At 57.3% G+C, this 26,236-nt stretch carries 21 protein-coding genes; 11 read left to right on the forward strand and 10 right to left on the reverse strand.

Features of this window, described 5'->3' with window-relative positions:
* Positions 1-70: 70 nt before the first annotated feature.
* The 5 genes from CGLUCO_RS06670 to CGLUCO_RS06690 all read left to right on the forward strand — a co-directional run bounded on the left by CGLUCO_RS06670 (position 71) and on the right by CGLUCO_RS06690 (position 4,910).
* Positions 71-1,054: an ABC transporter ATP-binding protein gene (locus tag CGLUCO_RS06670; protein WP_005394021.1), complete on the forward strand. Its 984-nt coding sequence runs from the start codon at positions 71-73 to the stop codon at positions 1,052-1,054.
* Between the two features lie 178 nt (positions 1,055-1,232).
* Positions 1,233-1,943: an ABC transporter permease gene (locus CGLUCO_RS06675; protein ID WP_005389987.1), complete on the forward strand. Its 711-nt coding sequence runs from the start codon at positions 1,233-1,235 to the stop codon at positions 1,941-1,943.
* 345 nt (positions 1,944-2,288) lie between these two features.
* Positions 2,289-3,287 carry a COX15/CtaA family protein gene (locus tag CGLUCO_RS06680; RefSeq protein WP_005389985.1) on the forward strand — a complete coding sequence of 333 codons (999 nt, stop codon included), beginning with the start codon at positions 2,289-2,291 and terminating at the stop codon, positions 3,285-3,287.
* A 22-nt stretch (positions 3,288-3,309) separates the two neighbouring features.
* Positions 3,310-4,278 carry a quinone oxidoreductase family protein gene (locus tag CGLUCO_RS06685; protein WP_005389984.1) on the forward strand — a complete coding sequence of 323 codons (969 nt, stop codon included), beginning with the start codon at positions 3,310-3,312 and terminating at the stop codon, positions 4,276-4,278.
* On the forward strand, positions 4,275-4,910 hold the full coding sequence (locus CGLUCO_RS06690; RefSeq protein ID WP_084036320.1) for a sugar O-acetyltransferase: 636 nt from the start codon (positions 4,275-4,277) through the stop codon (positions 4,908-4,910). Before CGLUCO_RS06685 ends, CGLUCO_RS06690 begins: the two co-directional genes overlap by 4 nt.
* A 162-nt stretch (positions 4,911-5,072) precedes the next feature.
* On the opposite strand, the gene CGLUCO_RS06695 is transcribed toward CGLUCO_RS06690, so the two are convergent.
* Positions 5,073-6,023, reverse strand: a complete 951-nt coding sequence (locus tag CGLUCO_RS06695) for a heme o synthase (protein ID WP_081446524.1) — start codon at positions 6,021-6,023, stop codon at positions 5,073-5,075.
* A 732-nt stretch (positions 6,024-6,755) separates the two neighbouring features.
* Here CGLUCO_RS06695 and tkt point away from each other — a divergent pair.
* The 5 genes from tkt (at position 6,756) to pgl (ending at position 13,839) form a co-directional block, all read left to right on the forward strand.
* Positions 6,756-8,864, forward strand: coding sequence for a transketolase (tkt, locus tag CGLUCO_RS06700; protein WP_196793942.1), 2,109 nt, complete (start codon positions 6,756-6,758; stop codon positions 8,862-8,864).
* Positions 8,865-9,947: a transaldolase gene (tal, locus tag CGLUCO_RS06705; protein ID WP_005389980.1), complete on the forward strand. Its 1,083-nt coding sequence runs from the start codon at positions 8,865-8,867 to the stop codon at positions 9,945-9,947.
* A 532-nt stretch (positions 9,948-10,479) separates the two neighbouring features.
* The gene (gene zwf, locus CGLUCO_RS06710) at positions 10,480-12,000 is read left to right on the forward strand and encodes a glucose-6-phosphate dehydrogenase (RefSeq protein WP_005389978.1); all 1,521 of its coding nucleotides are present in this window, start codon (positions 10,480-10,482) and stop codon (positions 11,998-12,000) included.
* A gap of 111 nt (positions 12,001-12,111) precedes the next feature.
* A complete protein-coding gene (locus CGLUCO_RS06715) occupies positions 12,112-13,086 on the forward strand; it encodes a glucose-6-phosphate dehydrogenase assembly protein OpcA (RefSeq protein ID WP_005389976.1) in 975 nt (324 codons plus the stop codon).
* A gap of 18 nt (positions 13,087-13,104) precedes the next feature.
* The gene (gene pgl / locus CGLUCO_RS06720) at positions 13,105-13,839 is read left to right on the forward strand and encodes a 6-phosphogluconolactonase (RefSeq protein WP_005389973.1); all 735 of its coding nucleotides are present in this window, start codon (positions 13,105-13,107) and stop codon (positions 13,837-13,839) included.
* 5 nt (positions 13,840-13,844) lie between these two features.
* Here the strand turns inward: pgl and CGLUCO_RS06725 are convergent, their stop codons facing one another.
* Together CGLUCO_RS06725 and secG are read right to left on the reverse strand one after the other, a co-directional pair.
* Positions 13,845-15,062 (reverse strand): hypothetical protein, encoded by a 1,218-nt coding sequence (locus CGLUCO_RS06725; RefSeq protein ID WP_005389971.1) that lies wholly within the window; start codon positions 15,060-15,062, stop codon positions 13,845-13,847.
* A 200-nt stretch (positions 15,063-15,262) separates the two neighbouring features.
* Entirely contained in the window at positions 15,263-15,499 is a 237-nt protein-coding gene (gene secG, locus CGLUCO_RS06730; protein WP_034988986.1) for a preprotein translocase subunit SecG, read from the reverse strand.
* Positions 15,500-15,733: 234 nt separating this feature from the next.
* Between secG and CGLUCO_RS06735 the strand changes: the two genes are divergently transcribed.
* Positions 15,734-16,648, forward strand: a complete 915-nt coding sequence (locus CGLUCO_RS06735; protein ID WP_034988988.1) for a fumarylacetoacetate hydrolase family protein — start codon at positions 15,734-15,736, stop codon at positions 16,646-16,648.
* 51 nt (positions 16,649-16,699) lie between these two features.
* Here the strand turns inward: CGLUCO_RS06735 and tpiA are convergent, their stop codons facing one another.
* The 7 genes from tpiA to uvrC all read right to left on the reverse strand — a co-directional run bounded on the left by tpiA (position 16,700) and on the right by uvrC (position 26,032).
* Entirely contained in the window at positions 16,700-17,455 is a 756-nt protein-coding gene (tpiA, locus tag CGLUCO_RS06740) for a triose-phosphate isomerase (RefSeq protein WP_005389965.1), read from the reverse strand.
* A 2-nt stretch (positions 17,456-17,457) separates the two neighbouring features.
* On the reverse strand, positions 17,458-18,675 hold the full coding sequence (locus tag CGLUCO_RS06745) for a phosphoglycerate kinase (RefSeq protein WP_084036319.1): 1,218 nt from the start codon (positions 18,673-18,675) through the stop codon (positions 17,458-17,460).
* Between the two features lie 200 nt (positions 18,676-18,875).
* Positions 18,876-19,883: a type I glyceraldehyde-3-phosphate dehydrogenase gene (gap, locus tag CGLUCO_RS06750; protein WP_005389963.1), complete on the reverse strand. Its 1,008-nt coding sequence runs from the start codon at positions 19,881-19,883 to the stop codon at positions 18,876-18,878.
* A 612-nt stretch (positions 19,884-20,495) separates the two neighbouring features.
* Positions 20,496-21,437 (reverse strand): DNA-binding protein WhiA, encoded by a 942-nt coding sequence (whiA, locus tag CGLUCO_RS06755; protein ID WP_005394035.1) that lies wholly within the window; start codon positions 21,435-21,437, stop codon positions 20,496-20,498.
* A 184-nt stretch (positions 21,438-21,621) separates the two neighbouring features.
* Positions 21,622-22,596, reverse strand: coding sequence for a gluconeogenesis factor YvcK family protein (locus CGLUCO_RS06760; RefSeq protein ID WP_005389958.1), 975 nt, complete (start codon positions 22,594-22,596; stop codon positions 21,622-21,624).
* Between the two features lie 166 nt (positions 22,597-22,762).
* On the reverse strand, positions 22,763-23,671 hold the full coding sequence (gene rapZ, locus CGLUCO_RS06765; RefSeq protein ID WP_005394038.1) for an RNase adapter RapZ: 909 nt from the start codon (positions 23,669-23,671) through the stop codon (positions 22,763-22,765).
* Between the two features lie 318 nt (positions 23,672-23,989).
* The gene (gene uvrC / locus CGLUCO_RS06770; protein ID WP_232621839.1) at positions 23,990-26,032 is read right to left on the reverse strand and encodes an excinuclease ABC subunit UvrC; all 2,043 of its coding nucleotides are present in this window, start codon (positions 26,030-26,032) and stop codon (positions 23,990-23,992) included.
* Positions 26,033-26,236 lie beyond the last annotated feature (204 nt).

Below are 26,236 nucleotides of genomic sequence, written 5' to 3' on the forward strand. Positions count from 1 at the left end.
ACGCAGCTGGCAGACTTTCGATGGATAAACAGCTTCCGTGGACCTTCGAACTAGATAGGTTAAAGAACGTATGGCGAATAGCGCCCCTTTGTCCACCGCAGGCGCTGCGGTGGAGCTTCAGCATGTGACCAAGCGATTTGGCACTACGACGGCGGTTGATAATCTCACCATCACGATTCCTCGTGGCCACGTCACATCGCTTCTTGGCCCGAATGGTGCCGGCAAAACCACGACGATTGAGATGTGCGAGGGGTTCCTCACCCCCGACGACGGAACAATCCGCGTGCTAGGTCTTGATCCGCGTACCGAACAAGCAGAGCTTCGAAGCAAAGTCGGCATCATGCTTCAGGGTGGCGGCGCGTACCCGGGGGTTCGTGTCGGCGAACTGCTTCGCCTCACGGCAAGTTACGCCAAAAACCCGCTGTCCCCCGACTGGCTCCTCGAGCTCGTCGGGCTCAGTGACCAGGAAAAGACGACATACAAGAGCCTTTCTGGGGGTCAGCAGCAGCGACTTTCTCTCGCGTGTGCGCTCATTGGACGCCCGGAACTGATCTTCCTTGACGAGCCTACAGCCGGGCTCGATGCCCAGGCACGCCACCTCGTATGGGAACTCATTGAAGCGCTAAAGGCCGACGGGGTCAGCATTATCCTGACTACACACCACCTGGATGAAGCCGAGGCGTTGTCCGACAATGTCTTCATCATTCAGAAGGGTTCCCTCGTCGCTGCAGGAAGTCCGGCCGATCTTGCCCGCACGGCACGAGAGGAGGCGGCGCCACACATCTGCCTTGTTATTGACGGCCCCGTCGACCCCATACAGCTCGCAGAGCGGGTAGTGCGTCACGGACTGACAATTTCCGCTGATAGTTTCTCCCCCGCAAATCACGCCAACGAGATCGGTGCTTTCAAAGTTGCGTGCGAGCCGACGGCCTCTGCTTTTGCAGCTCTTGCAGGAGCATGCGCAGACCTTGGTCTCCCCCTCATCGAAATCTCGGCGGCCACGCCGTCCCTCGAAGATATCTTCCTGGACATCACTGGAAAGGACGCGAACTAACCCAATGGCTACATCCCCGTCTTCCCCCTCGGCGCGGACTCCGCAGTCCTCGCCCATAACTGACCGCGCCACGCGGGTACCGTCCTCGTCGTCTGCAAACGTTTCTCGTCCTACTCGGACGTCTCGCTTCGCACCGGGGACGTTCACCCCGGATCCCGGTTCGGCCGGCACGTTCACCATGCTCCTGCACCAGGCCCGGATGGAGACGACGCTCATCCTCCGCCATGGCGAGCAACTTCTCCTCTCACTCATCATCCCCATCATGTCGCTCATCGGGCTGGCATTTTTCCCCGTTCCTGGAATCGACAACCCGTTGGAGCTTGCGGTTCCCTTCGCCCTCGCGTTGTCCGCGCTGTCTGCGGGGTTCACCGGCCAGGCGATTAGCGTCGTCTTCGACCGTCGCTATGGAGCTCTGAAGCGAATCGGGGCGTCCGGAGTGCCGAAGAACATCATCATCGGTGGCAAGATCCTCGCGGTACTCGTCGTCAGCGTCATTCAGGCTGTCCTGATCCTCGCTATTGCTTTGGCCTTGGGCTGGCGTGCCCCACTGGTTGCCTTCCCGATCGCGATCGTTTTCATCCTCGTCGGCCTCTGGGCATTCATCTCCTGGGGTCTCCTCTTCGGCGGAACAACCAGTTCGGAAATTGTCCTCGCAGTGGCGAACCTCATCTGGTTCCTCCTCCTGGGAGCAGCCGGTGCAGCAGCGATCACCTTCGGCCCCGGCGTTCCTGCGTTCCTCACTGCAGTGCCTTCCGTCGCGCTTACCGACGCTCTGTGGCAGGCCACAGTGGGCACCTTCCCGCTTCCCCACCTCATTTCGCTTATTATCTGGGCCGTTGTCGGCACACTTCTGGCCAATCGGTTCTTCACTTTCACCTACAAGCGCTAGCACCCCGTGCTCTGAACGGAGGCGAGCAGCGGAAATGATGCCAGATTGCCCGCCGTTCTCCTCCCCAAGAAGAGCTAACAGAGGGGGTAACCGTTGGGAACGTGGCATCGTCTGGCACGCTGCGACGCGGGGAAGACAGACTACCTCGTATCGTCGACAGGCAATGAGCGTCCGCCCCCAACACTCACCCTCCGCCTTTAGTTGGAGCCCCATACAACGGCTACGTCTCTACAGCCGAGCGCCTAAACCCAGTCCACACACGAGTTTTCCCTTTTTCTCCCCGCTCTGACAGGGAACGCACACCCAATTGCACAATTGATTCAACCTACGTCTAAAGTTTAGGTTATGTCTGTAGCAGAAACGGCTAACCACCAGTCCGGGTTGCGCTCGGCACGAAATCAGCGCAACGCGGCCTTCGGTGTCCTTGCCGGTCAAAGTCTCATCACCCTCACCGGTTCCATTGTTCGCGTTACAGGTTCAGGGCTCGGCTGTGACACGTGGCCCAATTGCCACCCGGGTTCCCTCGTCCCAGTTCAAGGCGCTGCACCGTGGATCCAGCAGCTGATTGAGTTCGGTAACCGCACACTTACTTTCGTCCTCGTCGCGTTGACTGTGTGGCTGCTCGTCGCCGTCTACAAGGCTGGCCGTAGGTCCTACATCAAGAAGCTCGCGTGGCTCCAGCTCATCGGTGTCTTCGTCCAGGCTGTCATCGGCGGCATTTCCGTGCATATGGATCTGAAGTGGTACGCCGTCGCGCTCCACTTCCTTCCCTCCGTCTTCCTCGTGTTCTTTGCTGCCCTTACGTGCGTCCGCGTGATGGAGCCTGACAACGGCGTAGATCGCCGTGAGTACCCACGTACCATTCAGTACCTCGCCCTCGGAACAGCGGCTGCACTCGCACTCGTTCTCGCAACCGGAACAATGGTTACGGGCGCAGGCCCCCACGCCGGCGACGCAAACGACGGTATGAAGGGACGGCTGGAAGTAGATATCGAGTGGATGGCACACATTCACGCTGGCACGATGTACCTTTTCCTGGGGCTCATCGTCGGTCTCCTCGCCGCCATCTTTGCCACCAAGACCACATCCGAGGTTGCCCGGAAATTTGCCGTCGGCCTCGTCGTCGTCTGCGTCCTCCAGGCGCTTGTCGGCATCATCCAAGTCAACCTCCACGTACCAAACTGGACCGTGCCGATTCACGTTTTCTTAAGTTCGGTGGTCACTGCCTTCACAGGGTTTGTCTACGCGCACGGCACGTCACGTGTCCCCGCCACGTCCGATCACGCAGCTACGGGCACGGACTCGGTGACCAACGCCACCCCCTTTCTGACCCCAGAGAGGTAAGAAGCACAGTACCGTTGAAGGTATGCGTGCAATAGTTATTGAACAAACCGGCGGCCCGGAGGTCCTGAAGCTTTCCGAGGCCCCCATTCCCCAGCCAACAGACGACCAGGTCCTCATCCAGGTCGATGTGGCTGGGATTAACTATATCGACACCTACTACCGCTCGGGTATCTATCACGCGGGACTCCCCTTTATCCCGGGTCAGGAAGGTACCGGCAAGGTAGTTCAGGATCCCCGAGGCGAGATAGCCGAGGGCACCGTTGTCGCCTGGTTTACTGCCCTCGGCTCCTACGCCGAATACGTCTGCGTACCACGCAACCGCATCGTCGCGGTACCCGACACCATCTCACCCACAGTCGCGGCATCCATGCTCCTCCAGGGAGTGACGGCGCACTACCTCACCGATGGCGTTTACCACCTCGATGAGAATTCCACTTGCCTCATCACTGCAGGAGCCGGTGGTGTCGGACTCCTCACCACCCAATTCGCTGTCAGCCTGGGGGCGACGGTGTATTCCGTCGTTTCCTCCGACGAAAAGGAAGAGTTGGCTCGCGAGGCAGGAGCCACGGAGGTGTTCCGCTACAGCGAGCAGCTGGCCGAAAAGGTCCGTCGTTACAACGGTGGTGTCGGCGTCGATGTCGTTTACGATGGCGTCGGCAAGGACACCTTCCAGGAATCCCTTGAGGTTGTTCGGCCCCGTGGCACGGTGGCTCTGTTCGGGGCGGCATCCGGACCGGTTGAGCCGATCGATCCGCAGCTCCTCAACACACACGGTTCTATCTTCCTCACGCGCCCCTCCATTAGCGCCTACATCGCCACCGACGACGAATTCGCCATGCGCTGTCAAGCCGTAACGAAGGCCGTCGCCGCCGGCACGCTCGATATCCGAGTAGGTGGAGTGTATCCACTGGAAGAAGCCGCCCGCGCCCACACGGACCTGCAGAGTCGCAAGACGACGGGCTCCATCGTTTTGGAGGTGAGCAAGCCATGACCGATTGGCACGCCGTTGACGGCTATGTTTCAGGGCGTTGGCATATCCCCTGCTCCGATGCAGCCGAGGAAAAGAAGCAAACTACGGTAGCACTCCTCAAACAGTTCAACGACCTTGCAAACACAGATCCCGAGCGTGGTGCTGACATCCTCCGTGAGCTGCTGCCTGCGGATTCTGCAGTGCCACAGATTTTTGCTCCGTTCAATGTCGAGTACGGCTTCAACACGCGCTTTGGCGAGGGCTGCTTTCTCAACTATAACTGCGTCATCCTCGACACGGTTGAGGTAACTATCGGTGCACGCGCGCTTTTTGGCCCCGGTTGCCAGATTATCTCTGTGGAACACCCCGTAGGCGATCTGGAGATGCGCAGAATCGGCTTTGAGCGGGGGCACGCTGTTCGCATCGGCGATGACTGCTGGTTCGGTGCTGGGGCAATGGTGATGCCCGGCGTGACCATTGGCAACAGATGCGTCATTGCATCCGGTGCTGTCATTACGAAGGACATCCCCGATGACAGTCTTGTAGCGGGGGTTCCCGCTGAGGTTAAACGAAAGCTGAATCAGCCCGGAGACTACCGTGAGCGCGCAGAACTCCCCGATGCCGAGGACCGGCAGCGCGTCGAGAAGCAATGACGAACACAGCCCCGCACCTACTGTGCGGGGCTGTTTCAGGAAGATAACCCAGACACTAACAGGTCAGACCCCGTACAGGTCAGAGACTGGACAGGGCTGTGGACCTACTGAACACAGTCCGGATCGGAACCGGTGGTTCCGGAAAAAGCATGGGTTGGACTACTACGAGAAGATCTCCATAAGGGACGGAAGGAAGACAGCGTCCAAGGCTAGGCCGATGAATACTACCGCAAGGTACACGTTCGCGAGCAGGAACAGCTGGAACGGGCGGACGGTGTGACCTGCTCTCACACGCATGTGCAGCTGCCACGCACGGACGATGAAACAGATGCCACCGGCCACGGAAGCCGCAAGGTACAAGAATCCAGCAACTGGAGTCAGCAGCAGGGTCGTGAGAACTGTAGCCACAGTGTAAATAAGGATTGCCCGAGTCACTGCCGCCGGTTTCGCAACGACAGGAAGCATAGGAACCCCCGCAGCCTTATAGTCGTCGCGGTACTTCATTGCCAGCGCCCACGTGTGTGGCGGAGTCCAGAAGAAGATGACGAGGAACAATACGACAGCCTGCCACCAGTTGGCGGCACCCTGCGTGTTATCTACGATGACAGCCCAGCCCACCATTACCGGCATGCACCCGGCTGCGCCTCCCCACACCACGTTCTGGGAGGTCCGCCGCTTCAGCCACTTGGTGTAGATGCAGATGTACCAGAAAATCGTGATCAGAATGAAGACCGCTGCGAGCAGGGAATGGGCAAGGAACCAGAGGATTCCGCACGAACCGATGGTCAGCAGAACGGCGAAAATAAGAGCCTGATTCTTCCCCACCGAATGCTTAGGAAGCGGGCGCCCCTCCGTGCGGCGCATCTTCTGGTCGATGTCGTAGTCGACCACCATATTCAGCGTATTGGCAGCACCCGCGCCCATCCAGCCACCGATCAGTGTGAGGATGATAAGCCCCAGGTGAACCGTGCCACGGTCAGCTTGGAGCATGGCGGGGATAGCCGCGATAAGTAAGAGCTCGATGACCCTGGGTTTAGTCAGGGCAATGTAAGCTTTCACTCTCTCCACGAAATATTCCTCCAACCGGTGTCGTTTGGTATGCGTTAATACTATCGTTTGATTGGAGGTTAATCGCAATTACCCGTAGTTAGGTTTACCCCCATCAACGTTTCGCAGTTACAAACTTTCCCCCTTTATTGAGGTGAAGCCCGTCTCCGGCAACAAAGTCACAACCTACCAGTGCAGCGGATGAGCGGCTACCACTGGCCACGGGAGCCCACCGCACCGTAGGACAACCGGGTGCGAACAAGGGCAACCTTCCGCAGATGCTCATACCGAACAACCTCGGTGAGGTATTTTACATCTACCGTGCAGACGGATCTCCATCGCCCACTACTAATGCTCGGTGCAGCTATTAACCGTAACTTCCCTTGTTAACGCCATTGGCCGTCATGTGCGGGTGTCCTTCACTGTGGGGCACCACTGTGATCTTTGGCGAAACGCATCTTCACCGCATCTTCAACGCATCTTCACAGTGTGCGAAGCCTTCCATTCGAGGCGCCGTAATGCCCCCTCCGGCGGTTCGTGCAGCTCCCGGTAGGGATTTTCATGGCCACCTGCCACCAATACATCCCGCGTCGGCTAACCACCATACGGTTGGCGTGAAAATGGGCAATAGCTCTATTGGCTTTGCTCATTACCCCAGGACAGAACCTGGCGCAACGTTTACAAACGGTCGATCGATGAAACTGTTGGCAATAACGCCCCTCAGAGCCCGAAAATCCGGCTAAGCTGGTGTACGAAACTATCCACCTAATCAGGAATTGAGGAACACACGTGACCGACCTGAACCTGTCACCTGAACTGCAGGAAAAAACTGCACGCAACTATCCCACTGATTGGACTGACCTGGACACCCAAGCTGTTGATACGGCACGTGTCCTCGCAGCTGACGCAGTTCAGAACTGCGGTTCTGGTCACCCGGGCACCGCCATGAGTCTTGCGCCGCTGGCTTACACTCTTTACCAGCGCACGATGAACCTTGACCCCGCGGATGACCAGTGGCTCGGCCGCGACCGGTTCGTCCTTTCTTGTGGCCACTCTTCCCTCACCCAGTACATCCAGCTTTACTTCGCGGGCTTCGGCCTTGAAATGGAAGATCTGAAGGCCCTTCGCACATGGGGTGCGAAGACCCCGGGTCACCCCGAGTACAGGCACACCAAGGGTGTGGAAATTACCACCGGCCCGCTTGGCCAAGGCCTCGCATCGGCTGTTGGCATGGCCATGGCAGCCCGCCGGGAGCGTGGCCTCCTCGATCCCGAGGCACCGGCCGGTGAATCTCCATTCGACCACTACATCTATGTCATCTCCTCCGACGGCGATATGCAGGAAGGCGTCACGAGTGAGGCGTGCTCTATCGCAGGCACGCAGAAGCTCGGTAACCTCATCGTTTTCTGGGATGACAACAACATCTCCATCGAAGACAACACCCAAATCGCTTTCACTGAGGACGTTGTAGCCCGTTACCAGGCCTACGGCTGGCAGACTCTCGAGGTCGAGTCCGGCGAGGACATCGTCGCCATTGAGAAGGCCATTGAGCAAGCAAAGGCTGACACCTCCCGCCCGTCCTTCATCCGAGTGAAGACCGTTATCGGTTACCCGTCACCCGGAAAGATGAACACCGGCGGTATCCACGGTGCGGCTCTCGGAGACGATGAAGTTGCGGCAACGAAGAAGGTACTCGGATTCGACCCAGAGCAGCATTTCTACATTTCTGACGAGGTCCTCGCCCACACCCGCTCCATCGGTGAGCGTGCCGCTCAGGCCCACGAAGAGTGGAACAAGAAGTTCGACGAATGGGCAGAGAAGAACCCGGAGCGCAAGGCACTCCTGGATCGCATCACCCACCGCGAATTCCCCGAGAGCTGGGATGAAAACCTGCCCACTTGGGATGCAGATCCCAAAGGTGTCGCTACCCGTAAGGCTTCGCACAAGGTGCTGCAGGCTCTCGGAGAGACGCTCCCTGAGCTGTGGGGCGGTTCCGCCGACCTCGCAGGTTCCAACAACACGACGATCGATGCCGATGATTCCTTCGGCCCGGAGGAGATCTCCACCGATACGTGGACGGCACAGCCGTACGGCCGCAACCTCCACTTCGGTATCCGCGAGCACGCTATGGGTTCGATCCTCAACGGTATTTCCCTGCACGGCCCGACGCGTCCGTACGGTGGCACCTTCCTCATCTTCTCCGACTACATGCGTCCTGCTGTTCGCCTCGCTGCCCTCATGGGCACCGACGCTTTCTACGTATGGACCCACGACTCCATTGGTCTTGGCGAGGATGGCCCGACCCACCAGCCGATCGAACAGCTTGCATCTCTTCGCGCCATCCCGGAGATGTCCATGGTCCGCCCGGCAGATGCGAACGAGACGGCCGCTGCATGGCGGGCTGCTCTTCTGTACCACGAGGGCCCGAAGGGCATCGCTCTGACCCGTCAGAACGTGCCGGTGCTTGAGGGCACGAAGGAAAAGGCAAAGGACGGCGTAGTCAAGGGTGCCTACGTCCTCGTCGAAGGCTCGAAGGAGACCCCGGACATCATCCTCATGGGTACCGGTTCCGAGGTTCAGCTGGCCGTCGAAGCGGCTCAGAAGCTCGAGTCTGAGGGCATCGCAGCTCGCGTTGTCAGTGTCCCCTGCCTTGACTGGTTCGAGGAGCAGGATGCCTCCTACATCGAGGAGGTCCTCCCCTCCTCTGTCAAGGCTCGAGTTTCCGTCGAGGCAGGCATCGCCCAGCCGTGGTACCGCTGGCTCGGCACCTATGGCCGTCCGGTATCCATCGAGCACTTCGGTGCCTCCGCTCCGTACCAGAAGCTTTACGACGAGTTCGGTGTCACCGCAGATGCTGTGTACGACGCCGCCAAGGAATCCCTCAACGCTGTAAAGGAAGAAGCATAAATGAACGCAATTGACGATCTGAAGAAGGTCGGCACCTCCACATGGTTGGACGATCTTTCCCGTGACCGTCTTACCTCCGGCAATCTCAAGGAGCTCCTGAGCTCCAAGTCCATCGTCGGCGTGACTACGAACCCCTCTATCTTCGCTGCCGCTATGGGCAAGGGCACCGCATATGATGCCCAGATCAGCGAGCTGAAGGAGGCCGGCTCGAACGTCGACGATAGCGTCTACACCATGGCCATCAAGGATGTTCAGGATGCCTGCGATCTTTTCGCTGACGTCTACGAGCAGTCCGGCGGTCAGGATGGTCGTGTCTCTATTGAGGTAGACCCGCGTATTTCTGCCGACCGCGATGCAACCGTCACCCAGGCAAAGAACCTGTGGGAGCGCGTCGATCGTCCGAACGCGATGATTAAGATTCCGGCCACTGAGGGATCCATGCCGGCAATTGCTGATGCACTTGCCGAGGGCATTTCAGTTAACGTCACCCTCATTTTCTCCGTGCCGGTTTACCGTCAGGTCGTCCAGACCTACATCGATGGCGTTAAGCGCGCGGCAGCAAATGGCCACGATGTGTCTAAGATCCACTCTGTCGCAAGTTTCTTCGTATCCCGCGTGGACACGGAAGTAGACAAGCGCCTGGATGCCATCGGCACCGATGAGGCCAAGGAACTCAAGGGCAAGGCTGGTATCGCCAACGCACACCGTGCCTATGCTGCATTCGAAGAGCTCTTCAAGGCTGCAGACCTGCCGGAGGGCGCAAACATTCAGCGCCCGCTGTGGGCATCCACTGGCGTGAAGAACCCGGACTACCCGCAGGATATGTACGTGACGGAGCTCGCCGGTCCGAACACGGTAAACACCATGCCGGAGAAGACGATCGATGCTGCTCTCGAGGGCAACGGTATTCACGGCGATACACTGTCCGGCAAGGGTGAGGAAGCTGATGAGCTCTTCGCGAAGCTCAGCGAGATCGGTATTGACTTCGAGGATGTCTTCGAGGTTCTCGAGCGTGAGGGCGTAGAGAAATTCGTCAAGGCATGGGAAGAACTGCTCGACTCTATGCAGAGCAAGCTTGCGTAACACGCTGACGTCTAGTCGAGGAAGCTTTTTGACTTGACACGCACAGCTGTGCATGAAAGGCGGTGGGCCGATTGGCTCACCGCCTTCTTGTTGTCCTTGTGTATCGATGTGTAGCCACCGTGAGGCCTGTCCATATCCCTAGGCGGCTTTTCACAAGCCCCAAATCGCCCTTCGTATGTATCTTTATGTAGCCCGTCTCCTGCTGGTTGCTTACTCCGAGTGGCGAGAAAGGAAAGGCACATCCTTTGCAAAGGCGTGTTTTCGTTCCTCCATCCACTGGAGTGCGTGGCATGCGCGAGGCGCTGTGGCGCACTGTGGGCTTACGTGCAACGGGCGCTGGATTAAGCGGGGAATGAGAGTACAAGCAAGGTTTTGGCTTATGATGTTCTATGCAACACAGCGATCCAGCGGGTGCGTGGCCACGCTCTAGAACACAGCTGACAGTATTGACTGCGCGTTTTCTCGCCTGCATCGCTGTTGAAAAGTGAACAATCGTGAGTAAGACATTCGTGGCAGATAGTGAGGTAGCTCAGTGGTAGATGGGAAATGGGAAAATCCGCTACGAAGCGCAAAGGATTCACGGCTTCCGCGGATTGCAGGCCCGTCCGGCATCGTCATCTTCGGCGTAACCGGCGATTTGGCGCGCAAGAAACTGCTGCCTGCGGTATATGACTTGGCTAACCGTGGTCTGCTCCCTGCTGGCTTCCAGCTCGTGGGTTTCGGTCGTCGCGATTGGGACCGCGCGGAATTCGCCTCCTATGTCCGAAAGGCCGTCGAAGCCGGGGCACGCACGGAGATCCGCGAGAATGTGTGGGAGCGCCTGACAGAGGGCATGACCTTCGTCAAGGGCAATCTCAATTCCGACGAGGACTTCGACAGTCTCGCCGAGACGCTGTCCAGTCTCCGCTCCGCCCACGGCAACTGGGCCTTCTACCTTTCGGTGCCTCCGAGTTTCTTCGACGATGTGTGCTACCAGCTCGACCGCTCCGGCTTAGCAAAGCCAAAGGACGACAATGCGTGGCGACGCGTCATCATTGAGAAGCCTTTTGGTCACGATCTTGAATCGGCACGGAAGCTGAACCAAACGGTCAACTCTGTCTTCCCGGAATCCTCGGTTTACCGCATTGACCACTACCTGGGCAAAGAAACCGTACAGAACATCGTGGCCCTGCGTTTTGCTGGTGCCATGTTCGAGCCGCTATGGAACGCTAACTTCGTCGACCACGTCCAGATCACCATGGCCGAGGATATCGGTCTTGGTGGCCGCGCGGGGTATTACGACGGTATCGGCGCAGCTCGTGACGTGATCCAAAACCACCTGCTTCAGCTCATGGCTCTCGTGGCAATGGAAGAGCCCGCCTCCTTCAGCCCCGCTGCTCTCCAGGCGGAGAAGATCAAGGTGCTCAGCGCCACGGAGCCTGTGTACCCGTTGTCTGCTACTACGGCCCGTGGTCAATACACAGCAGGCTGGCAGGGATCAGAGAAGGTCGTCGGGCTGCGGGAGGAGTCCGGTTTCGATCCGGAGTCCCGCACGGAGACCTTTGCTGCCTGTACTCTTGCTATCCATTCGCGTCGCTGGGACGGCGTGCCCTTTTACGTGCGCACAGGAAAGCGCCTAGGCCGGCGTGTGACGGAGATCGCCGTGGTATTCAAGAAGGCTGCACACATGCCGTTCCAGGATGATGATGCCCTCACCTCCAACGCGGTCGTCATGCGTATTCAGCCCAATGAGGGTGTCACACTCCGCTTTGGTTCCAAGGTTCCCGGACAGATCATGGAAGTCCGCGATGTGAACATGAACTTCTCGTACTCCGAGTCTTTCACCGAGGAGTCTCCGGAAGCCTACGAGCGCCTTATTCTCGATGTGCTTCTCGATGAGTCCAGCCTCTTCCCGTCCAATGAAGAGGTGGAGCTCTCGTGGAAGATCCTCGACCCGATCATCGCCCACTGGGCAAAGCATGGCACTCCGGAAGATTACGAGGCAGGTACCTGGGGCCCGGCTTCTGCCGACCGCATGATGAGCCGCACCGGTCGTAGGTGGAGGCTCCCATAATGAACGGAGTATCCCCTGTCCACGGCGGAGCCACACTCGCTCCTGCCGCTGTGACTACTGTGGCCTCATCGTCACTTCATCTCATCGCGTCGAACGGAGGAAAATAGCACTATGCATCATTTGCGCAACACGTCCACGAGGGAAATTTCCTCCACCATCGAGCACATCGAGGCATCGGGCATGCAGCCTCGGGCCAATCACGTCCTCACCCTCATCGTGGTCATCCATGGCAAGACGAACAAGGACAAGCTGTTTCACACGATTTCGTCGTCTTCCAAGGAGCATCCATCCCGTGTACTCATCCTCGAGCCACAGGAGGAAGCCCACGCATTGGGCGTGCACCCTCCGTCGGTTATCGATGCGGAACTCCACGTCGGTGGGGATGCCGGCGCATCAGAAATCATCTGGCTGCAGTTGCGCGGCGAGGTCACCGAGCATTTGGATAGCGTTGTCACTCCGCTGCTCCTCCCCGATACTCCGATTGTCGCATGGTGGCCGGCATCAGCCCCGGTGAATCCGGCGGAAGATCCGATTGGCCGCCTAGCTACCCGCCGCATCACTGATTCTTTCTATGATCCTGCCGAGGACGCGATTTATCGCCGGCGTTCCAACTACACTCCCGGTGATTCCGATCTGTGCTGGTCCAGGCTCACTCCGTGGCGTGGAATCCTGGCTTCTGCACTCGACCAGCCTCCGTTTGAGCAGGTAAAGAGAGCCAAGTTGTACGGGCTTGCGGTAAGCCCCACGGTGGATCTTGCTGCCGGATGGCTTGCCGACGTCCTCGGGGTACCCGTTTTCCGCGAGGTTCGGGGGTCCGCAGACCACCCAGTCGACCGCAACGGTCTACCCGCCATACCGGTTGCTGAAGTTATTCTAGAACGCGAAACAGGTACGGTTCGTCTCACCGTCGCCGATGCCGAGACAATTGAATTGACGATTGGCGACGGCCCGGTCACAAAGATTGCGCAGGGTCGCAGGCCCGATGTGGACTGTCTATCCGAGGAAATGCGCCACCTCGTTCCAGACCAGGCCTATGCGGGTGCCCTCAACGGTCTTTCCAAGGTCACCTACCTCGAAGCCGACTAATACGAAAGGATTTGCACCATGTCTTTTACCCACACTGATCAGCCATCGCTGCGCGAGATGTGCGACTATGCCGCTCGTGCTGTGGTCAACACGATTGCTGATGTGCAGCAGGACGGATCACCCGCGCATCTCGTTTTGACCGGTGGTACTGCGGGAATTGAGACGTGTCGGCGACTCCTAGCGCTTCACCAGGCCGCAGAGCAACAGCGCGAAAGCTTCCCCATCGCTGCGATCAACTGGCAGAATACGCACGTGTACTTCGGCGATGAGCGAAACGTTGCTGTCTCCCACCCGGATTCGAACGAGGGACAGGCACGGGAGGCTCTGCTCGATTACGTTCCGATTCCCGCCGAGAATATCCACTCATACAGCCTCGACGGCACTCCCGACGAGGCTTACCTAGAGGAAAAGGCTCAGCAGTACGCGGAACTTTTGCCGGAGCACTTTGATGTACACCTGTTCGGCGTTGGCCCGGATGGTCACGTTAACTCACTGTTCCCCGGCCACCCTGTCCTTGCAGCGCGCGACTCGCTCGTCACTGCGGTCACGGATTCACCGAAACCTCCGGCACAGCGTCTCACACTCACTTTTTCTGCGGTGGAACGGGCGAAAAAGGCGATCCTTCTCATTAGTGGTGCAGCTAAGGCTGAAGCGTTTGATAACGTGTCGAGCGATGCTGCTGTTGAGGAATGTCCCGCTGCTGAGGTGACACGTTTGGTCAGCACCGAGGTTCTCACCTCAGAGCTGCACTAGCTGGATCATCTCGTCACACCTAGTTGTTGCAGTGTGGCATCATCTGTGAAATAGATAACCGTGATAGGACGGGGAACGTCAAAGATTCCGCGCGTCTCAAACGTGCGAGGAATAAGCCACGGGCCTGTGTGCTTAGTCAGATCTTTGAGGTTAAACGAGCTGACAAACTGTGCATCCTCCCCTTGGTCCTTTCGGGCGCTCACACAGTGTATGATGTCGCCGTCGACTGTGAACGACATGAGCTCCCCGTCCATCACGTCAGCTAGAGAGTCATGGTGAATCTCCAGCTCTGAGTCTTCCCTTGTTGGAAATGCGAACGAGGATAATCCTGGTTCTTCGGTAAACCAATACACCTTCCCTTCTTTGGTAAAGCTCCGTTCCGATTCGAGCCTCTTCCCCGGCGATGTCTCTTCGGTGGCTTGTTGCTCGTTTACTAATTCCCATCCACGGTCGGTCTGCTCGTACAGAACCCATCCCTTAGACTGCTCATCTGTGATCCATTCAGAAAAGAGTTTCGCGCTTCCGTCAATGACATCCACTATGGGATCGTTGAGGTACTTCCCAACTAATGGTTCGAGACACTCGGTATTCTTTTCCTCTTCGTAGCTGAACGTTGTAACGCAGAACCCCAAAAAGTTGTCATCGGGTGTGACGATGAGTGCCTGTCCGTCATCGGTAACGACGCTGCTGAATGCCTCATAATCCAGAAGTATGGATTTTTCTCTTTCGCCATCTGTCAGCGTGTACACAAAAGTTCCGTTCTCGCGGGGTGTTGGATCGTTCCAGGACAGATTGGACATCACCAGGGCGTGTTCGCCACTGTCGGAGGTGATCCCGGAGATCATGTAGCCCAATTTGTAGCCTGGCTGCAGCCGCCTTTCCTCCCCACCGCGCAGGTTCTGAGCGAAAACAAGTTGCTCATCGTCCGCATAGAGGAATTCATCGCTTCCCACACGCACGAGGGGCGAGGAATAATACCCATCCTTTAGCTCACTTTCGTACGTGCCGTCACTGTGCGACTGGAACCACAGGTTTTTTCCTCCCTTCGTTTCCTCCGTGGCAGCCACCCCTGTAACGGCAACCTGAGAAGGAAGTGTTGGAGTATCTATGTCCGCTCTTTTGACCCCAATCCAGGCTTGGTCGGCTGCTAAGAGGACAAAAGGCAAAGCGAGTAGTGCTATAAATGCACCGACGACGATCCAGCCAAGAGTTTTGTATCGCATTGGCACCTCGCTTTTTGGTTGGTCTTTTGATTTGTCCTTTGGTTCTCCGTGACAACAGCACACGCCGCGCCGGGAAATAGGGATGGTAAAGGTTAGTTTAGACCAGTGCTACAAATTCTTTTTGAGATGCAAAAATCCCGCCCCTGGCTGCTTTAGCAGAGGAGCGGGAAAGATCTACGAGTCTACGGCGACGCGGGGTTTTAGAGGCCGTAGGACTGGATTAGGTTTAGCGCGATAATGCAGCCGACCCAGATGACAACCATGACGATGGTCAGGCGGTCAAGGTTCTTCTCCACGACGGTGGAACCAGAGAGATTGGACTGTACGCCACCACCGAAGAGGCTCGACAAACCGCCACCCTTGCCCTTGTGCAAGAGAATGGTAATCGTCATGAGCAGGCTTGCGATGACGAAGATGATCTGAAGTGCCAGGGTCATGTACGTACTCATCCTTTACGGTGGTGATCTGAAATGTCTTACTCCTGAAAGTATGAAGCCTATGCGTTCATACCTTGAAGCGCAAGCACTAACTATACACTACGATTCTTCCGACTGATGTCTCCGGGGCTGGTGTTTCGCGAATCCGTCGGCACCATATTGAAACCCCTCAGAGCTGCTCCCCCGACTCTTACAATGAAGATGTCGAACAATCCTATTTTGCAAGGAGCACTGATGAAGCTCGGAACTATCCGCATGGCGGGAACAGACACGGAAGAGCACACAACGTGCGCCATTATCCTCAGTGATCTGGATGAGGCTGGGCGTACGCCGGGCACTGTGCAGGTGCTCCCGGTTCCAGGTGTTAGAGACGTGGCGAGCCTTCTAGCAATGCCGACGTGGAGGGACTCCCTTACGTCCGTGTACTCCGCATCCCGTATCACGTCTCACAGCGCTGCCCGCAACACAGTGCTACACATACGCCGGGAAGATCTCCTCTGCCCTGTGTTGGAGCCGCGGAAGATCATCTGTGTAGGCGTGAACTACCGCCGCCACATCGAGGAGATGGGTCGCGAATTGCCCGCCTACCCCACTGTCTTCACGAAATTCTTTGATGCCGTTGCAGCCCCCTTTGCTGATGTGTCTGTCCCCTCTTATGCCACCGGCAGTATCGACTGGGAAGGGGAACTCGCCATCGTCATCGGTCGCCGTGTTTACCAAGCCGATGAAAACGTCGCGGAGGAAGGCATCGCGGGATTTGCCATCATGAACGATACGACGATGCGGGACTACCAGAACCGTACTGTGCAGTGGCACCAAGGCAAGTCATTTTACCGCTCGTCTGGCTTCGGACCGTGGATGACCACTACAGACGAGTGCGGTTCAGGACTTAGCATCACCACCCTTGTCAACGGTGTGGAAAAACAGTGTGGCAATTCTGCAGACCTCGTCTTCTCCCCCGCCACCATCGTGTCGTACATGTCCCATATCTATCCACTCAATCCCGGAGATGTCATTGCTACCGGAACCCCCAGCGGCGTTGGGTTTGCTCGGTCTCCCAAGGAGAGGGTGACTGATGGGGATACCGTCGAGGTGATCGTCGACAAGCTAGGATCCATCAGCAACACATTCCGAATGCAAAGGTCGTAAATGCAAAAAGCCTCTCCGGAACATTCCGAAGAGGCTTTGAGCGGACGTTAGTTACAGGCTCGTTGCAGCGTTAGCGATAAGCTTTGCAAAGTCCTCACCGTGGACGGAAGCGCCGCCGACGAGACCGCCGTCGACATCCTTCTGCGCGATAAGGTCAGCGGCCGTCTCAGCCTTCATGGAGCCGCCGTAGAGAATGCGAACGTTCTCGCCCACGACCTCACGGATCGCGGCGCACACTTCCTGAGCATCCTCCGGCGTCGCAACCTTGCCGGTACCAATAGCCCACACAGGCTCGTAGGCAATGACAGCATCTTCAATATTCTTGATGCCTTCAATGGACTTCTTCGTCTGCTCAACGACGAACTCCACATGGTTGCCGGCTTCACGGACATCAAGGCTCTCACCGACGCAGATGATCGGTGTCAGGCCGTTTTCGATAGCAACGCGAGACTTCTCAGCCACCAGCTCGTCGGTTTCACCGTGGTACTCGCGGCGCTCGGAGTGGCCGGTGATGACGTAGGTGCAGCCCAGCTTGTTCAGCATGGTGCCGGAGATTTCACCGGTGAAGGCACCCTTGTCATGGGTGGAGATGTCCTGTGCGCCGTAGGTGAACTTCGGCTTCTCGGACTCTGCGAACACCTGCACGGAGCGGATGTCGGTGAATGGGACGAGGAACGCAGCGTCGACCTTCTCAAAGTAATCGTCGTGCTTTTCCAGTGCGAACGCGAACGCCTGAACCTCCTTGAGGGCCTCTAGGTGGTCGTTGTTCATCTTCCAGTTGCCTGCAATAAGCGGCTTACGTGCCATGATTAGTTCTCCTCTTCCAGTACCTTGATGCCGGGCAGATCCTTGCCTTCCAGCAGCTCGAGCGATGCGCCACCGCCGGTGGAGATGTGCGAGAAACCTTCCTCGCGCAGACCCAGCGTACGTACGGAGGCTGCGGAGTCGCCACCGCCGACGACGGAGAATGCACCGTTATCGGTAGCAGCAATGATGGCCTCAGCGACACCACGGGTGCCGTCAGAGAACTTCTCAAACTCGAACACGCCCATGGGGCCGTTCCAGAAAATGGTCTTAGCGGTGGACAGGGCTTCCGCGTACTTCTTCACGGTTTCCGGTCCCACATCGAGGGAGAGCCAGCCAGCCGGCGGGTTATCCAGATCGGCGATCTTCTTCTCGGCATCCTTGTCGAACTTGTCAGCCCACACAAGGTCAACCGGCAGCACAATCTTGTCGCCGTACTCCTCAAGAAGCTTCTTCGAGGTATCAACCATATCGTCCTCAACCATGGACTTCTCCACGTTGTAGCCCTGAGCCTTGAGGAAGGTGTAGCACATGCCACCACCAATGATGATCTTGTCTGCCTTGGTTGCCAGAGCCTCAATAACGCCGAGCTTGTCAGAAACCTTGGAGCCGCCGAGCACAACAGCGTACGGCTTCTTCGGATCCTTAGCCACAGAGCCGAGAACAGAGATCTCCTTGTTCACGAGCTCGCCTGCGTAGTGCGGAAGGCGCTTGGCGACATCGTAGACGGAGGTCTGGGCACGGTGGACAACACCGAAACCATCGGACACGAAAGCACCACCGGGGACGAGGGCGACAAGTTCATCGGCGAACTCTGCGCGCTCCTCTTCCTTCTTGGAGGTCTCGCGGGGATCGTAGCGAACGTTTTCCAGCAGGAGCACGTCGCCTGCGTTGAGGCCATTGGCGCGCTCGTGTGCGTCCTCGCCGGTGACATCGCCAGCGAGAGCAACGAACTGGCCAAGCTCCTCGCTCAGAGCCTCAGCAACGGGCTTGAGGGAGAACTCGGGCTTAACCTCACCCTTCGGGCGACCGAGGTGAGCCATGATGACCACCTTGGCACCAGCGTCGACAAGCGCCTTGAGGGTGGGTAGGGAGGCGGTGATGCGACCCTTGTCGGTGATGTTGCGATCATCATCCAGCGGGACGTTGAAGTCAGAACGGACGAGGACGTAGCGGTCCTCTACACCGGCCTCGATGAGGTCTTTCAGCTGCTTAACAGCCATATAGATACTCCTTGTTTGTAAAGAAAGTGTATGGGCGCGTTAGTTGCGGGAGGGTCTCGGTGTGAAAACACGTGCTGACCCAAAAAGCCCCGCACCCTCGCGTAGTGCCAGGATGCGGGGCTTGAGCAAAAAGCCAAGGCATTTCCTCGCCACGTTTTCCGTTTGGCACGAGGATAGGTACTTGGTTTATGAACCTGCTCTTAGAACTTTGCAGCCATGAACTCGGTCAGGCGAACGAGCTGGTTGGTGTAGCCCCACTCGTTGTCGTACCAGGAACCGATCTTGACCTGGGTGCCACCGATAACCTTGGTGAGGCCAGCGTCGAAGATGGAGCCGTGCGGATCGGTGACGATGTCGGTGGAGACGATCGGATCTTCGGTGTAACCGAGAACGTTCTTGAGCTCGCCCTCAGCAGCCTTCTTCACCACAGCGTTGACCTCCTCAACGGTGGTCTCCTTAGCGACATCGATGGTGAGGTCGGTGAGGGAGCCGGTGATGACCGGAACGCGGAGTGCGTAGCCGTCCAGCTTGCCCTTGAGCTCCGGAAGAACCAGGGCGACAGCCTTAGCAGCGCCGGTGGAGGTCGGAACGATGTTCTGGGCAGCGGCGCGGGCGCGGCGCAGGTCGCGGTGCGGAGCGTCGTGGATGCGCTGGTCGCCGGTGTAAGCGTGAACGGTGGTCATGAGGCCACGCTCAATGCCGAAGGTATCGTTGAGCACCTTTGCCACGGGAGCGAGGCAGTTGGTGGTGCAGGACGCGTTGGACACGATGACGTGGTTCTCGGGATCGTAGTCGGTGTGGTTCACACCAACGACGAAGGTTGCGTCAACGTTCTTGCCCGGTGCAGAGATGATGACCTTCTTGGCGCCAGCCTCGAGGTGGGCTGCAGCGGCGGAACGCTCGGTGAAGATACCGGTGGACTCGATAACGATGTCCACGTTCTCCTCGCCCCACTTGAGGTTCTTGGGGTCGCGCTCGGAGTGAACGATGAAGCGCTTGCCGTCGACGGTGATGGACTCATCGTCGTAGGTAATGTCATCGGAGAGCTTGCCAAGAATGGAGTCGTACTTGAGCAGGTGAGCCAGGGTCTTGTTGTCGGTCAGATCGTTGACGGACACGATTTCCAGGTCGGAACCACGCTCGAGAACAGCGCGGAAGAAGTTACGGCCAATACGACCAAAGCCGTTAATACCTACACGTACAGTCACGTTTATCTCCTTGAAATTTGTTGTGCAGTTCGTGTTTTGTTGGAAAACCGCTTTCGCCGTAACAGGAACTGCTGCCCTGTGCGCGCAGTCGCTGGGAAACCGTTTCGCAATCCCACATCTCGACTGTGCTCTTATGGTGGCCCTTGGAAGGTGTTTCTCTTACCAAGAACCGGCCGTGCGACGCTGTGTTTCGTTTTCCAACTCCACGTGTCTAACTGTACCGGGATATTTCGGTTCCTGCATGAATCAAAAGTTTTACGCGCCCGGTTTTACTCCCCAAGCGGGCATTTTCGCCTTCCATATTTGCCCGTTTGGTATCGTTTGCACGAACACAATCGCAAAATCGAGTTTTATTTACGCCCGTTTTAGTGGGAAATTGTCCGATTGGACGAACGCTGCACGCGCCCACGCCCCCGTTAGTGATACACAAAAGGTTCACCTTTGTGTTTTTGGTCACACACCGTATTTTCTTCTAGCTCTTTCACAAAAGTGGAGGATGTGGACGGCCATGAGTGGCAGTGGACCGCGAACGGTGAAGCGGCTCCCCATCGCTACAACATACGCGGCTCACGCCGCCGGCAGACACCGCTGATCCAGCTTTTGCCTCGTGCTTTATTCGGCTTCGTCGAGATGCTTCAGTGCCTCCGCCGTTGGCGGGATCCCCAACTCTTTCGCCCGACGATCAGCAGTGGTGAGGAGGCGCCGGATGCGTCCGGCTATGGCATCCTTCGTCATTTGCGGATCGGCAAGCTTCCCCAGCTCTTCCAGGGACGCATGACGATAGGTGATTCGCAGATGCCCGGCCTCGGCGAGATGATCCGGCACATCGTCTCCGAGAATTTCAAGAGCGCGACTAACTTTCGCTGCCGCTGCGACGGCGGCCTGCGCCGATCTCCTCATATTTGCGTCGTCGAAATTAGCAAGACGGGAGTTTGAGGCGCTCTTTTGCTTCTTCTTCAGCTCATCTTCCCACACGATTCGGGTCCGTGGAGCACCGCAACGGGTGAGAAGCGCGCCGATATCGTGCTCGTCTTTGACTACAGCGCGATCGAAGCCCCGCACTTCCCTACTTTTCACGACGAGGTTAAGCCGCCGGGCGCACCCGACCAAAGCAAGAGCCACTTCTTGGCAGGGGCATTGGATATCGAGCGACGAGCTCCTCCCCGGCTCCATGAGCGTGCCGGCTGCGAGAAATGCACCACGCCACGCCGATTCCGCATCCAACATGGTTCCGTTTACTATGAAGACGGGCAGACCGCGTACGGGTTCACCGGCCCGAGTAACGAGTCCCAACTTTCGGATAAGTGCTGCCACTCCATCTCGGACAACGAGGGTATCCCCCGCAATCTCCGCATCTCGCATGAACTCCTCATGCAGTAGCACGGCCAATCGGTCGAGCACGCGAGGAGTGGCGGACGTGATCTTCAAAACGAATTCTGGATCTTGTTCGAAGCTACCGTTGAGTCGGATGAAGGTGGCGAGCTCCGCCGCAGCAGAGGTGCGTTCCAGGGGAACTGTCACCAACTCCGCGTTTACATCGTCTGTAAGCGTCATACCTCGATGCCTCTCTCTTCGTCTCCAACGTGTCGGCAGTGGCAGCGTGTTGGAGGTATCCACAAACTGCGCTAGCTAGTTATTGACTGCATGAAGTGCCGTTGCTTGAGGTTACAACTGTAGTCCTAGAACGCGCTCCACGGTAACCGTTGCAGCACGAACATCCCCGGCACGTCGGTGTCTCCTAAGAGCGTGCTGCCCGCTGCACTTCGTCCAACGCCTCACCGAGCAGCTCAGGATCGTGCCTATCAGTGGGAGTGCCAAACTCGTCCTTTTCACACAGATCTCTAAACAGAATTGTGGCACCAAAATCGGAGGCGGAGATGACGAGTTCGCGTTGCTCCTTCTCCGAGTTCACCATGTTCTGATCGACCAGGAAATAATCCACGTGTAAGCGCTGCGAATGCCTCTTGAGCGCGTAGAGGTGCCTTTCCGCTGTAAACCCTGCAGTTTCACCTGGTTCGGCGGACAGGTTTAGTACCACGACAGTGACGGCTGACGAGTCGTTAATAGCCTGCTCGATACCTGGGATAAGCACATCGGGGATGACAGAAGTAAACCAGGAGCCCGGCCCCAAGGTGATGATATCCGCTCGGCGGATAGCTTCCATCGTTTCCGCACACGGTCGCGGGTTTTGCGGAATGAGTCGGACTCTCTGCACAGCACCGGTAGTAGAAGCGACAGCCACCTGACCGCGCACGGGGTAGATATTTCCGATGTTGGTGTGGTCAAGACCCGACACGTCGGCCTCAATCTGCAGTGGCTGGCAGCTGACGGGAAGAACTCTGCCAACGGCACCTACCGCTTTCACCACTGTATCGAGAGCCGCTACGGAGCTTCCAAGCATCTCGGTAAAGGCTGCGATAAGAAGGTTTCCCACCGCGTGTCCGGCAAGAGCGCCGTGGCCTCCAAAGCGGTGCTGCAGGAGATCTTCCCAGGGGACGGAGCCTATATTCTCCCGGTCAGGTGTCAACGCGGCGATGGCCATCCGAAGATCACCCGGTGGAATCTGCTCGAGTTCTTTCCGGATTCGCCCCGACGAGCCACCGTCGTCTGCGACGGAAACCACTGCTGTAATGTCCTTCTCCCCTTTGAGGCGGAAAGCCGTCAAAGTCTGAAAAAGTCCATGGCCGCCGCCCAAACACACGATTTTTGCCACGTGTCACCCTTTCTTCACTCGTCTTGATCGTCGGGTAGCGCTCAGCCACCCTATCGATAGTATGTAGATTACTTTCACGATCCTATGACCCCGACGAGGCCCCACACCGGGACACACACCGACGTCACTCACTCGCGCGAATTATCAGCCTTCTCCGATCTGCCGTTTATGATCTCGTGATGTCGCGGTGGGAAACGGAGACTTCCTCGCCACTTTCCCGCAGACGACGCGCAATTTCCTCAGCGACAGCAACGGAGCGATGATGGCCACCTGTGCAACCCACTCCGATAGTGATGAAGTTTTTTCCTTCCCGCCGATAACCCGGAACCATTGTCTTGAGCATGTCGACAAACTTGTCCACGAATTCCTGCGCTCCGGGCTGGCTGAGGACGTAGTCAGACACGGGCTTGTCTACGCCACGAAATGGGCGTAGCTCCGGGACCCAATACGGGTTAGGCAGGAACCGCGCGTCAACGATCAGGTCAGCATCTGCTGGTGCTCCATGCTTGAAGCCGAAGGAAAGCACGGTGATGTGTCGCTTCATCTGGGCAATGGTGGCGAGCCTAGCTTCAATGGCGCGGCGGAGATCATGGATGCTGAGATCCGAGGTGTTAATGACGATGTCGGCGTTTTCCTTGATCGAAGAAAGGATTTGCCGTTCGCGGGAAATTCCCGTTTGTAGTGTCCCCGAGCCCTGGAGTGGATGGGTTCGGCGAACGGAATCGAAACGACGAATGAGGACATCATCGCGAGCTTCAAGGAACATCACTATGGGGTTATGCCCACGTGCTGCCAGCTCATCAATGGTCTGCGTCAGGCCACCGCGAAAGTCGCGCGAACGGACATCCGTAACAACAGCGAGTTTATTTACAGGTGAATCCTCTGCAAAACTAAGTTTTACAAGCTCAAGGATGACCTGTGGAGGCAAGTTCTCCGACACGAAGAACCCCATATCCTCCAACACTCGCGAGGCGGTATTCAGCCCCGCCCCGGACATTCCGGTGAGCAGCACGGGTCGGTTGCTGCTACCTTTCCCTTCTTCCTTGGCTTTCGGGGTCCCTGGATCGTTGATCATGGCTTCAACTCTACCGTCTTTGTTTGCTAATCGACGCTCCTTCGAACCGTAATCCGTGCCCTTACGGTCTCCCACAACGAGAGGAAGGTGGGCATCTTGGCTGGTAACCGCCCTACCTGTCAGATGGCACAATTCGCGTCCCACCACTTTCGTCCCCTAGGAGCACCCGAAGGCTGGCTGTTCAGTGACAAGCGCGCGGGGAAGCCCGCGAATAGCCAAACTATCTCCCAACCTCAGCGCTGGCAGCAACGCAGTGAGATTAAGAGATTAAACAGCGCCTTCAGGCCAGGTGCCAGCTACAGGCTAGGCAGCTACAGGCTAGGCATCAGCTACCGGCTTGGCATCAGCAACAGGCTTGGTATCAGCAACAGGCTTGGTTTCGGCTACCCGTCGGCTGCCTGTATCAGGATGAAGAGCGGAGAAAATCGATTCTGCGAGCTTGGGGCCAATCCCCTTTACCTCCTCAATTTGGTCTAGGCTTGCCTCCTTCAGTCGCTTTACGCTGCCAAAGTGTTTGACCAGGTCAGTCTTTCGCTGCGCACCGAGACCACGGATCGAATCCAACTCAGACACCCGAAGTCGCTTCGACCGCTTCTGGCGGTGAAAAGTGATCGCAAAGCGGTGAGCTTCGTCGCGCACATGCTGCAACAGGTACAGTCCCTCCGACGATCGAGGGAGGATGAGCGGATCATCATCATCGGGAATCCACACCTCCTCAAGCCGCTTTGCCAATCCAATGAGCTTCACATCGGTGATTCCCAGCTCTTCGAAGACCTCGGCAGCAGCATGCACCTGTGGCAGGCCACCATCCACAATGAACAACTGTGGCGGGTAGGCAAAACGCTTCGTCGCCTCCACATCGGTAAATTCATCTTCCTCCGGCATCGCGCGCTTGTCCTCGTTGTGCCGTTTGAAGCGACGACGCGTTACTTCCGCAATGGAAGCCACATCATTTCCAGGTTCATCACGGATAATGTAGCGGCGGTAATCCGATTTCTTAGGTAGCCCATCTTCGAACACAACCAGAGACGCAACGACATCGGTGCCCTGAATATGGGAAATATCCGTGCACTCAATACGGAGAGGCGCCTCATCCATCTCCAAGTACTCTTTGAGCTGTTCAATGGCAGCGGAACGGGCCGTCAAATCGCCTACCCGTTTAAGTTTGTGTTGCTTCAACGCTTCTTTCGCGTTTCTTTCAACAACCTCCATGAGCTCTCGCTTTTCCCCGCGTTGGGGTACGCGAAGCGAAATTTGTGCGCCACGGAGGTGCTCCAGCTGCTCTTGAACAGCTTCCACGTCTAGCGGAAGCTCTTGGACGAGGACCTCTTTCGGAACCACGCTGTTATGGGAAACCTCCGTGTGCGAGAGCTGATCTACGCCACGGCGCTCCAGTTCCACTGCTGTCTCCTGCTTTGCCAGACTTGCATCGTTGTAGAACTGCATGAGGAAGTCCTGCATGAGTTCAGCAATGGGCTCGTCTCCTTCCTTCTCCACGACCCACCCACGCTGGCCACGGATGCGCCCGCCCCGCACGTGGAAAATCTGCACGGCGGCCTCCAACTCGTCTGTGACAAAGGCGATCAGATCTGCATCTGTACCGTCGCCGAACACGACGGACTGACGTTCCATTGCTTTGGAGATCGCTCCCAGATTGTCGCGTAGCCGAGCTGCCTTCTCAAAGTCCAGCTCCTCTGCGGCTTGATTCATCTCGCGCTTCAAGCTCCGTGTCACCGCATCCGTCTGCCCTGCCATAAAGGAACAGAAACCGTTAACGATCTCGCGGTGCTCTTCGACGCTCACCCGGCCCACGCACGGGGCGCTGCACTTGTCGATGTACCCCAAAAGACACGGACGTTCTAGCTGCCGTTGCCTGTTGAAAACACCCTTCGAACAGGTTCGAAGCGGGAATACGCGCGTAAGCAGGTCAAGGGTTTCGCGAATTGCCCACGCATGAGAATAGGGGCCAAAGTATCGGACGCCCTTCCGCCTCGGACCGCGATAGAGGAAAGCTCGCGGGTATTGCTCTTTCAAAGAAACAGCCAGCATCGGATACGTCTTATCGTCCCGATACATGACGTTAAACTTGGGATCGAATTTCTTGATCCACGTATATTCGAGCTGCAGCGCTTCTACCTCGGAAGCAACTACCGTCCACTCCACAGACGCTCCCGTGGTCACCATCTGTCTCGTCCGCGGGTGGAGATCTTGCAGTGGCTGGAAATAGTTTGCCAAACGGGCACGCAGGTTCTTTGCCTTGCCGACGTAAATCACCGTCTTATGTGCATCACGGAACTTGTATACCCCCGGTTCCTCCGGGATCGTTCCCGGTGCGGGACGGTAGCTCAACGGGTCTGCCACAAACACACTTCCTTCCACAAACTACAACCAATGTAGCCCACGTGAATTCCTCCTCTACGTCCATCGGTGCCCCAAAAAAACCGAACCCCACTCGTCAGAGCGGGGTTGCCGCCACACTTTCTGGCGCTGACATGCGACGAGCAGAGTCATGTGACAAGCAGAGTTATGTGAAGAGCAGGGTTCTACGTAATCGCCGTAGGCACA

This window comes from Corynebacterium glucuronolyticum DSM 44120, from assembly GCF_030440595.1.
In the GTDB taxonomy this organism is placed as follows: Bacteria; Actinomycetota; Actinomycetes; order Mycobacteriales; family Mycobacteriaceae; genus Corynebacterium; species Corynebacterium glucuronolyticum.

Excerpts from the sequence above, each read along its gene's own strand:
- CGLUCO_RS06670 (WP_005394021.1), top strand. The coding sequence starts at position 71 with ATGGCGAATAGCGCCCCTTTGTCCACCGCAGGCGCTGCGGTGGAGCTT.
- CGLUCO_RS06675 (WP_005389987.1), top strand. The coding sequence starts at position 1,233 with ATGCTCCTGCACCAGGCCCGGATGGAGACGACGCTCATCCTCCGCCAT.
- CGLUCO_RS06680 (WP_005389985.1), top strand. The coding sequence starts at position 2,289 with ATGTCTGTAGCAGAAACGGCTAACCACCAGTCCGGGTTGCGCTCGGCA.
- CGLUCO_RS06685 (WP_005389984.1), top strand. The coding sequence starts at position 3,310 with ATGCGTGCAATAGTTATTGAACAAACCGGCGGCCCGGAGGTCCTGAAG.
- CGLUCO_RS06690 (WP_084036320.1), top strand. The coding sequence starts at position 4,275 with ATGACCGATTGGCACGCCGTTGACGGCTATGTTTCAGGGCGTTGGCAT.
- tal (WP_005389980.1), top strand. The coding sequence starts at position 8,865 with ATGAACGCAATTGACGATCTGAAGAAGGTCGGCACCTCCACATGGTTG.
- CGLUCO_RS06715 (WP_005389976.1), top strand. The coding sequence starts at position 12,112 with ATGCATCATTTGCGCAACACGTCCACGAGGGAAATTTCCTCCACCATC.
- pgl (WP_005389973.1), top strand. The coding sequence starts at position 13,105 with ATGTCTTTTACCCACACTGATCAGCCATCGCTGCGCGAGATGTGCGAC.
- CGLUCO_RS06725 (WP_005389971.1), bottom strand. The coding sequence starts at position 15,062 with ATGCGATACAAAACTCTTGGCTGGATCGTCGTCGGTGCATTTATAGCA.
- secG (WP_034988986.1), bottom strand. The coding sequence starts at position 15,499 with ATGACCCTGGCACTTCAGATCATCTTCGTCATCGCAAGCCTGCTCATG.
- CGLUCO_RS06735 (WP_034988988.1), top strand. The coding sequence starts at position 15,734 with ATGAAGCTCGGAACTATCCGCATGGCGGGAACAGACACGGAAGAGCAC.
- tpiA (WP_005389965.1), bottom strand. The coding sequence starts at position 17,455 with ATGGCACGTAAGCCGCTTATTGCAGGCAACTGGAAGATGAACAACGAC.
- CGLUCO_RS06745 (WP_084036319.1), bottom strand. The coding sequence starts at position 18,675 with ATGGCTGTTAAGCAGCTGAAAGACCTCATCGAGGCCGGTGTAGAGGAC.
- whiA (WP_005394035.1), bottom strand. The coding sequence starts at position 21,437 with ATGACGCTTACAGACGATGTAAACGCGGAGTTGGTGACAGTTCCCCTG.
- rapZ (WP_005394038.1), bottom strand. The coding sequence starts at position 23,671 with ATGATCAACGATCCAGGGACCCCGAAAGCCAAGGAAGAAGGGAAAGGT.